This is a genomic window from Methylobacterium goesingense, assembly GCF_022179225.1.
In the GTDB taxonomy this organism is placed as follows: domain Bacteria; phylum Pseudomonadota; class Alphaproteobacteria; order Rhizobiales; family Beijerinckiaceae; genus Methylobacterium; species Methylobacterium goesingense.
Genome location: NZ_BPQL01000034.1, coordinates 22,082 through 30,844 on the forward strand (window position 1 = coordinate 22,082; position 8,763 = coordinate 30,844).

Genomic DNA, 8,763 nt, shown 5'->3' on the forward strand with positions numbered 1-8,763 from the left:
AGAATCTCGCCGTGGCCGACCGCGTGCCGGCCTACGTCCTGGCGCGCCTCGCGGCCTGGAAGCGTCCGGCACCGGCCCGGGAGAGAGTTCCCTGATCCGCCGCTACCCGGCCTACTGGCAGCGGCTGCGTAAGGACCGTCCCTCGAACGTGGCGGCCGGGCTCGCCGTCGTGGTGGGCCTCGCCGCCACCGTCTCGGTCACCGCCTGCCTCGTGCCGGGACCGCACGGCGCCGCCCGTGCCCAGCCGCTCTACTGGCTGTCGATGCTGCCCCTGGTCTGGTGGGCGAACGGCCTGGTGCGGTTCGAGCCGCGCGCGGTGCGGTGCTGGCGGGCCGCCCTGTCCCTGGCCTGCCTCGGCGCCGGTGCGGGCCTCGCGGCGGCCCTATGGCGGGCGGAGGATTGGACGCTGCCCGCCCTCGGCTGCGCCGTCACCCTCGCGAGCGCGTGTGCGAGCCTCGCGGTCCACCGCGACAGCCTGGTCGCGCGCGAGGGGCCGGCGCGCTGAGCGCCACGGACCCGTCAGCGCCGGCGGATCGGCCGCAGGGGGCCGTGGAAGAAGCCGGGCTCCATCCCGATCGCAGCGGCGCGCTCACCGATCACGGCGAGGCCGCCCAGCAGCCCGGCGACAGGGGAATCGAGCAGGCCCGGATGGTTGAGGGCCTCGCCGATCTGGCGGCCCTCCCACCAGAATTCCGCGAAGAGCAGGGCGAGGAGGCCGAGCAGCCCCCAGGTCACCAAGCCCTGCCCGAGGAAGTAGACGCCGTAGGGCGGCGACAGGATCGTGCTGAGTTTGGCCAGACCGATCACCCCGGCAAAGCCCAGGACGAGGATCAGGAGCAGGCGGACCAGCAGGCGCCGATACAGGCGCAGGGCCAAGTCGAGTTCCTCGACGGAGGAGTGGTCGAGCTTCAGGGACATCCAGGTTCCTCACATGCGGTTCTTCCGCCTGATACGGTCCGGGAGGTGTGGCTGACGGGCGGCCGCTCCGCAACCTGCACCGGGGCGGGTGACATCCCGGGGCCGGACGCCCATGCTCGTTCGCCGATGCGAGGAGCCCGAACCGTGCTGGCTATCCTAGACCGCCTGTTCTCCCGATCCGCCAGGCCTGCCCCCGCGACGGGCCGCCTCACGCCCGAGCAGGCGGCGGCGATCGCGGCGCGCGCCGCGGCGGGAACGGGCACCGCCACCACCGGCACGGCCGTGCCGACCCGGACGGACACCGGCCTCGTCTGGGATGTCTGCGAGGTCGCCTACGGCAGCGGCTGGCGCGTGTTCGTGGACGACGCCACGGGCGCGCCCGGCCCGCTCGGGCGCTGGGGCCTCAGGTGAGCCCGAGGGCACGGGGAAGAGCGCTCGGTGCGCTCGCCCTCCTGGGGCTTGCGGCCGGCTTCGCGCCGCAGGCCGTGCAGGCGCGCGACGGGGGCGCCTACCCGCTGGCCTGCCGTGACGTCCACGCGGATTTCGCCCGCACGGAGCACTGCGCCCGCCGCGCGGGGGACTTCGTCCGCATCGATCCCGCCCGCCTCGCGCGCATGCCGTTCCGGGGCGGGGTGACGGAGATCGTCGTCGATGGAATCGGCGCGCTCTGGGCGCGCCGCGACGGGCTGGCGCTGGCGGTGTTCCCCCTCGACAACGGGCCGGACCCCTTCGCGCAGGGGTTGGTGCGCGCGCGTCACGCCGGCAAGGTCGCGTTCCACGACCGGCGCCTGCGCCGGGTCCTGGCCACGGATTTCGACTGGTCGTTCCCGTTCAACGCCCGCGGCGAGGCCCTGGTTTGCCAGGGCTGCCGCTCGGACGGGCGCCAGCCATCCGCCATGATCGGGGGCCGATGGGGGTTGATCGACCGGCGCGGCCGGCTGACGAGGCCGTTGGCGGAAGGCCGAGGCGCCGCCCGGCGCTACTTCGACTGGCCCCGATGAGGAGCGGACGACGCGATCGCGATCCCGCGCAAAGGTTCAGCGACCGCTCTCCGTCCGTCCTCATTAAGAGACGCCGATGCTACCCGTGGAACGCACGCTCCTTGACATCGGCCTGCTCGTCTCCCCGCAGACTTGCGGAGGCGTAAGGACGAGCATTTACATTGAAGGAGACATCAGTCCTGTCTTCAGCGATCTTCAGCTGACCTCAGCCTGGACGCACCCGACTCTCATTCTTATGGCAAGATTCTAGATCGCGTACCGAGCGGTTGTAGGTCTCGTTGAAGCGTTGCGCCGGTTGGCTCGGATCACTCTTGGCGCGAATGTCCCGGGCGACGTCCCGGCCATGCCCAATTACGCTTGCGACCGTGTCGGTGTAGCCGGTGCAGGATGAGTTCGCCTTCGGACTCATGCCGTCGAGGACCGTGCCGAGGTGGCGGTTGGCGTTCGAGACCTCGCCGAGTGCGGCCAGGAAGGGAGCGACATCCGCCTTCGGTCCCAGTGCCTCGAACCGCCGGACCGCGCGGCGCAGGGTGAGGCTGGTGGACAGGAGGCGCCGTGCCGGCGCATCCTCCGGCAGGGCCGCCAGGCGGCGCTCATCCCGGGCGATCTCGCGCTCGAACAGGGCCGTGCCATAGGCGTCCATCGCCTTGGCGGCCGCCTCGACGCGGGGGACGAGGATCGCGTGCTGCTCGCGAGCGAACTTGAAGCCATCTTCTTTGAACTCGCGCGTGGTCTGATAGCGCGTGAGCGCCTTCAGGGTGGGATTCACCTCGCGCAGCGCCGTCAGCAGCCGGGCGGCTTGAGCATCGACCTCCGGGACGACGCCCGGTAAGGCGACGGCCTTCTCCAACTCGTCGATGACCCCATCGAAATCCACGATGCCGAAGTGGTACCAGGCGTTGGCACCGAGCTTCGTCCCAAGCTTGAGCACCCGCTCGTTGTCGCGCCGGTAGTCGGCCAACTGCTGCTCCAGGGGATGAGACCGGACCAAGTGGTTTTGGGCCTCGGTGTAGGCATTGGCCTTTGCCACCGCCTGAGCCTCGGGCGTCTGCGCCGGCGCCGGGCGGGCGGTCGCCCGAGCCGAGCCCGGCGGTGGCGGCGGGCTCTGCAACAGGGCCTGGGAGGCCACGGGTGCGGCGGGAAAATCGCATTTGAATGCGTCGACCAAGCTTTTGCGCACGGCCTCATGGGCCTGGGCGCACTGATAGGCCACGGTCGGACGCGCCGCCTCGTTGCGCAGGACCGAGTCGCGGAAGCTCTCGCGCATCGTGTTGATGCCCTGGCGGATGCCGGGGCGAGCGGCTTCCGGTACGCCGGGGCTGGCCGCGCATTGGGCATAGGCTTCCAGGAAGGCGTCGCAGCTCTCGACGCCCACCGGTGTCACCGGCGTGACCGCCACCACGGGTGTGGCCGAGATCCCCCACAGGAGGGCCAGCGCACAGGCCGAACGGTGAGACATGCCGAGCTTTCTCGTGGAGGCTGTGCTGCGCATTCTGGTCCTCGAAGTTGAAGCGCTTGGTCATGGAACGACGACGCTAGGGATTGCGGATGGCGACATGGACCTCGTTGCATCGATCAAGTCGGGATTGTAGCCGAGGAGATGGTCCGAACCCTCCTCGGCGATGCCTTTCCTCATAATTACGTGGGCCTGGCTGGTCTCCGCCGGGGTTCTTCATCCCGGGGTAGATCGGCAATGCTGGATGACCGCTTTGTCGATCTGCCGCCAATCAGCGGACAGACCGCAATCCACCTGGGGCGGAAAGGCTGGGTTGGTTCGAGAACGCCTATATCTGGGACGGCATCATGTCGGGGTAAACGACTGCTTCAGGTGCGCTGCATTCTTGGAGCCTGCATGGCCCCCTCAACGTTGCCGCCGAGGAGGCCGGCTTTCAGATTTCGGTCGCTTCCGCCAGAGCGAGCGCGTCTTCAACGTCCACGCCAAGGTAGCGTACCGTGCTCTCGATTTTCGTATGCCCAAGCAGAATCTGCACAGCGCGTAAGTTGCCGGTTCGCTTGTAGATCAATGCCGCCTTTGTACGGCGTAAAGAATGTGTGCCGTAGTCCTCGCGCCGTAGCCCTATGCCCGTCACCCATTCATCTACCAGGCGGGCGTACTGCCGGGTGCTTATGTGCGCCTCGTGGTCGATCCGGCTTGGAAAGGCGTAATCGTCAAGCCCGCCCCCTCGGCACCCCAACCAAGTCAAAATGCTGGTACGTGCTGGTTCAAGCAGTTCGAACTGCACGGGCGACCCAGTCTTTCGCTGAACGACGATGACGCGCGCCCGTACATGCCCGCCGCTGACAAGCTCGCCGATCTTCAGTTTGACGATGTCACAACCACGCAACTTGCTATCAATGGCGAGGTCGAACATGGCCCGGTCGCGTACGCGCCGCTCTCCGTCGAGCCAGAAACGGATGGCCCAAACCTGTTGTGGTTTGAGCGCGCGTTTGGCGCCGAGCTTCCGTCCTGCGTTCCACGGTCGGCGGCTCTTGAAGGCTGGGTCGTGCTCTGAATGTCCCATCTCTCATCTCCCAACCGGCCCATGCCGGCAGAGAGAGAAGGGGTGCTGCGGACGTAGCCTGCGTATTACCGTTTAGACGTTCGGGATGTGTGCCACGCAGCTGCCAGACTTGAAATGCAGCCCTGCTGCGTCCGACCCAACCCGGTCACTGCTCCCTCGTCGGGCCCGGCCTGAAAGCGGTCGTTCGTTGTGTTGCGCGTTCCGATCAGTAGCCGAGCTGCGTGGGGAGCGCGAAAGGTGGGGTTCGTTGATTGCCGGAGGCAAACCTCCGGCAATCCGTCACTCGTCAGCGAACGCCGCGCGTCATATCGATGTTCGAGGGCAAGCTCAGCGTTTCATCGGCCGCACGCGGAGACGTGGCTCTTGGCCTGCCGCGGAAGGCCGACGCGATCAGCACGTAGAACAGCGGGGTGACGAACACCGCCAGCACCGTCGCCGTGATCATGCCGCCGAGCACGCCGGTGCCGATGGCCCGCTGGCTGTTCATGCTCGCTCCCGTGGCGACGGCGAGCGGCACCACGCCGAGGATGAAGGCGAACGAGGTCATCACGATGGGGCGGAAGCGCAGCTCGCATGCCTCCAGCGCCGCGTCGCCGACCGACCGGCCCTGGGCCACCAGGTCCTTGGCCACCTCGATGATGAGGATGGCGTTCTTCGCGGTCAGGCCGATCACCGTGATAAGGCCGACCTTGAAGTAGACGTCGTTGGGCATGTCCCGCAGCAGCATGGCGAAGATGGCGCCGACCACGCCGGTCGGCACCACGAGCAGGACGGCCAGCGGGATCGACCAGCTCTCGTAGAGCGCCGCGAGGCAGAGGAAGACGCAGAACAGCGACAAGGCCAGCAGGTAGACTGCTTGGCTCCCCGAGAGCTTCTCCTGCAGGGACTGTCCGGTCCAGGCGTGGTCGAACCCGGACCCAAGCTTCGACGCGAGGCGCTCCATCTCGGCCATGGCGTCGCCGCTGGCGTAGCCTGGCGCCGCGCTGCCGCCGAACTTGATGCTCGGGTAGCCGTTGAAGCCCACCACCTGCGACGGGCCCATCGTCCACTCGATCCGCGCGAACGATTGCAGGGGGACCATCTGACCCTTGGCGTTGCGCACGTTGAGATCGAGCAGATCCTCAGCCTTCATCCGCTGTCCGGCCACTGCCTGGACGATGACCCGCTGCATGCGGGCCTGGTTCGGGAAGTCGTTGACGTAGGCCGAGCCGAGGCTGGTCGAGAGCGTGTCGTTGATGTCGGCGAAGGTGACGCCGAGGGCGTTCGCCTTCTCGCGGTCGAGGATCAGTTCGACCTGGGGCGCCGTTGGCAGGCCCTCGACGTAAACGCCCTGGAGGACCGGGCTCTGCGAGGCGGCAGCCAGCAGTTGGTCACGCGCAGCGGCGAGCGCCAGGTAGCCCTGCTGCCCCTTGTCCTGCAGGCGGAAGCTGAAGCCGCTGGAATTGCCGAGGGAGTCGATGGCCGGCGGGGCGAGCGACATGGCGATGGCGTCGGGCAAGGCGCCAAGCACGGCGTTGGCGCGGGCGGTGATGGCGTCGGCGCCGTCGTTCGGGCCGCGTTCCTGCCACGGCTTCAATCCGACGAAGGCGAGCGCCGCGTTCTGGCCCTGGCCGGAGAAGCCGAAGCCGAGCAGCAGGATCTGGTTGTCGACGCCGGGCTCGCGGGCGAAGTGCTCCTCGATCCGCTTGGCGACGTCGAGGGTTCGTTCGGCGGAGGATTCCGGAGGCGTCTGCGCGTCGACGATGACGTATCCCTGGTCCTCGACGGGGAGGAAGCTCGACGGCATCCGAACGTAGGCCCAGCCGAGCGCGGCGACGAGCACGGCGTAGACGAGAAGCGCGCGCACCGGGCGGCGCAGCATGCCACCGACCCCGGACCGGTAGGCGTTTGTTCCGGCGGCGAAGCGGCGGTTGAACCAACCGAAGACACCACCCTTGGCATGGGCATGGCCGGCCTCGACCTGCTTGAGCAGGGTGGCGCAGAGCGCCGGGGTTAGGGACAGGGCCAGGAAGGCGGAGAAGGCGATGGAGGTCGCCATGCTGACCGCGAACTGGCGGTAGATCACCCCGACCGAGCCGGGGAAGAACGCCATCGGCACGAACACCGCGATCAGGACGAGCGTGATGCCGACGATGGCGCCGGTGATCTGGCCCATGGCCTTGGCGGTCGCCGCCCGCGGGGCCAAGCCCTCCTCGTTCATGATGCGCTCGACGTTCTCGACCACGACGATGGCGTCGTCGACGAGGATGCCGATGGCCAGCACCATGCCGAACATGGTCAGCACGTTGATCGAGAAGCCGGCCAGCAGCAGCGCGCCGCAGGTGCCGAGCAGGGCCACCGGCACTACGATGGTCGGGATCAGGGTGTAGCGGACGTTCTGGAGGAAGATGAACATCACCGCGAAGACGAGCGCCATCGCCTCGGCGAGCGTCGTCAGCACCTGCCGGATCGAGACCTCGACGAAGGGCGTGGTGTCGTAGGGCACCGTGATGGCGACGTTCGGCGGCAGGGTCTTGGCGAGCTGGGCGATCTTGGCCTTCACGCCGGTGGCCGTCGCCAATGCGTTGCCGCCGGGCGCCAACTGGATGCCGATGCCGGCGGCCGGGCGTCCGTCGAGGCGGGTCTGCATGGTGTAGGATTGGCCGGCGAGCTCAACCTCGGCGACGTCGCGCAGGCGCACCAACGATCCGTCCATGTTGGCGCGCAGGACGATCTCACCGAACTCGCGCGGCGTGGTCAGCTGTCCCTTCACCAGGACGTTGGCGGCGATGCGCTGGCCTTCCCTGGCCGGCTGCGCCCCGACGATGCCGGAGGCGATTTGCGCATTCTGGGCGCCGACCGCCGCCGTGACGTCACCGGGCGTCATGTTGAGGCCGACGAGCTTAACCGGATCGATCCAGATCCGCAGGGCCTTCTCGGATGAGAACAGGGTCGCGCGCCCGACGCCGGGTACCCGGCGCAACTCGCCCACCACTCGGCGCGCGGCGAGGTCACCGAGGTCGGTGTCGCTCATCTTGCCGTCGCGCGAGCTCAAGGCCACGAACTGGAGGAAGCTCGTGCTCGCCTCCTCGACGATGACGCCCTGCTGGGTCACGGCCCGGGGCAGGCGCGCCTCGATGCGCTTGATCCGGTTCTGGACCGCGACCGTGGCCTTGGAGGCGTCGGAGCCCGGCGCGAACGAGGCCATGATCTGGGCCGTGCCGGAGGTGTCGCTGGTGCTCTCGAAGTACATCAGCCCCGGGATGCCGTTGAGCTCCTCCTCTATGATGCGGGTGACGCCGTCGTAGAGCCGTTCCGGCGGGGCACCCGGGTAGGTCGCGGTGACCTGGATCGTAACGGGGGCGACGTCCGGGTACTGCGAGATAGGCAGGACGGCGATGGAGATCGCGCCCACCAGCATGATGAAGAGCGAGATCGCCCAGGCGAAAATCGGACGGTCGATGAAGAACCGGGTCATGGGAATGCGCCTGCGCAAGGGGGGTCGGGACGTCGAGGATGCCGACCGCGATCAGTGGGGTTCGGGGGCGGCGGCCGTCCTGCCACCGGTCCAGGCGACGGGATTGACGGCCATGCCGGGCTGGATCTTCTGGAAGCCCTCGACCACGACGGTCTCCCCGGCCTTGAGCCCCTCCTCGACGATCCAGCCGGCATCGGTGAGCCCGCCGGTGCGCAGCGGTCGCAAGGCGGTCTTTCCGGCTTCGACGACGTAGGCCTGGGCCTCGCCGGCGCTGCTGCGCTGGATCGCCTGCGCCGGGACGATGACGGCGTCGGCCTTCATGCCCTGCGGGACCCGCACGCGGACGTAGGTCCCCGGCAGCAGTGCGGCCTTCGGATTCGGGAAAGTCGCGCGCAGGCTGACTTGCCCGGTACCCGGGTCGACGCCGACATCCGTGAATAGCAGGCGGCCCGCATCCGGGTATGAGCTGCCGTCAGCCCGGACCAGCCTCACCTCCGTCGCCTCCTTGCCGGCGGCGCGCTCGGTGAGCCGGCCCGGGTCCGAGGCGGAAGCGTTGAAGTCGGCGAAGATCGGGTCGATCTGCTGGATGACCGCGAGCTTCGTCGCGTCGGTCCCGCCGACCAGCGCCCCTTCGGTGATCAAGGCACGCCCAATCCGTCCTGCGATGGGAGCCCGTACGGTGGCGAAGTCGAGGTCGATCCGGGCGCGGGCGAGTTGTGCCTTCGTACTGGCGACGTCGGCCTCGGCCTGTCGCAGGGTGGCGACCGCGATGTCGTTCTGGGCTGTGCTGGCGGCCTGCCGCTCGACCAGGGTCTCGGTGCGCTCGGACTGGCGCTGGGCCTGCACCCGCGTCGCCTCCGCCTTG

The 8,763-nt window shown here is 68.5% G+C and carries 9 protein-coding genes; 4 read left to right on the forward strand and 5 right to left on the reverse strand.

Features of this window, described 5'->3' with window-relative positions; genetic code table 11:
* Positions 1-148: 148 nt before the first annotated feature.
* On the forward strand, positions 149-505 hold the full coding sequence (locus MFF30_RS07415; RefSeq protein WP_056088191.1) for a hypothetical protein: 357 nt from the start codon (positions 149-151) through the stop codon (positions 503-505).
* A 14-nt stretch (positions 506-519) separates the two neighbouring features.
* Here the strand turns inward: MFF30_RS07415 and MFF30_RS07420 are convergent, their stop codons facing one another.
* Positions 520-918, reverse strand: a complete 399-nt coding sequence (locus tag MFF30_RS07420) for a hypothetical protein (protein ID WP_056088193.1) — start codon at positions 916-918, stop codon at positions 520-522.
* 144 nt (positions 919-1,062) lie between these two features.
* Here MFF30_RS07420 and MFF30_RS07425 point away from each other — a divergent pair, with 144 nt between their 5' ends.
* Positions 1,063-1,329: a hypothetical protein gene (locus MFF30_RS07425; protein WP_056088195.1), complete on the forward strand. Its 267-nt coding sequence runs from the start codon at positions 1,063-1,065 to the stop codon at positions 1,327-1,329.
* On the forward strand, positions 1,326-1,919 hold the full coding sequence (locus MFF30_RS07430) for a hypothetical protein (RefSeq protein WP_056088197.1): 594 nt from the start codon (positions 1,326-1,328) through the stop codon (positions 1,917-1,919). Before MFF30_RS07425 ends, MFF30_RS07430 begins: the two co-directional genes overlap by 4 nt.
* A 205-nt stretch (positions 1,920-2,124) precedes the next feature.
* On the opposite strand, the gene MFF30_RS07435 is transcribed toward MFF30_RS07430, so the two are convergent.
* Positions 2,125-3,378, reverse strand: coding sequence for a DUF3829 domain-containing protein (locus tag MFF30_RS07435; protein WP_056088200.1), 1,254 nt, complete (start codon positions 3,376-3,378; stop codon positions 2,125-2,127).
* Here MFF30_RS07435 and MFF30_RS25940 point away from each other — a divergent pair.
* Complete coding sequence (locus MFF30_RS25940) at positions 3,377-3,511, forward strand: hypothetical protein (protein WP_274533107.1); 135 nt, start codon at positions 3,377-3,379, stop codon at positions 3,509-3,511. The two genes, MFF30_RS07435 and MFF30_RS25940, sit on opposite strands and share 2 nt — an antisense overlap.
* Positions 3,512-3,808: 297 nt before the next feature.
* Here MFF30_RS25940 and MFF30_RS07440 read toward each other — a convergent pair whose 3' ends face one another.
* The 3 genes from MFF30_RS07440 to MFF30_RS07450 all read right to left on the reverse strand — a co-directional run.
* Positions 3,809-4,441, reverse strand: a complete 633-nt coding sequence (locus MFF30_RS07440; protein WP_056088204.1) for a tyrosine-type recombinase/integrase — start codon at positions 4,439-4,441, stop codon at positions 3,809-3,811.
* 286 nt (positions 4,442-4,727) lie between these two features.
* Positions 4,728-7,898 carry a multidrug efflux RND transporter permease subunit gene (locus MFF30_RS07445; RefSeq protein ID WP_238278303.1) on the reverse strand — a complete coding sequence of 1,057 codons (3,171 nt, stop codon included), beginning with the start codon at positions 7,896-7,898 and terminating at the stop codon, positions 4,728-4,730.
* Positions 7,899-7,949: 51 nt separating this feature from the next.
* The coding region (locus tag MFF30_RS07450) for an efflux RND transporter periplasmic adaptor subunit (RefSeq protein ID WP_238278305.1) at positions 7,950-8,763 on the reverse strand (814 nt) is incomplete at its 5' end.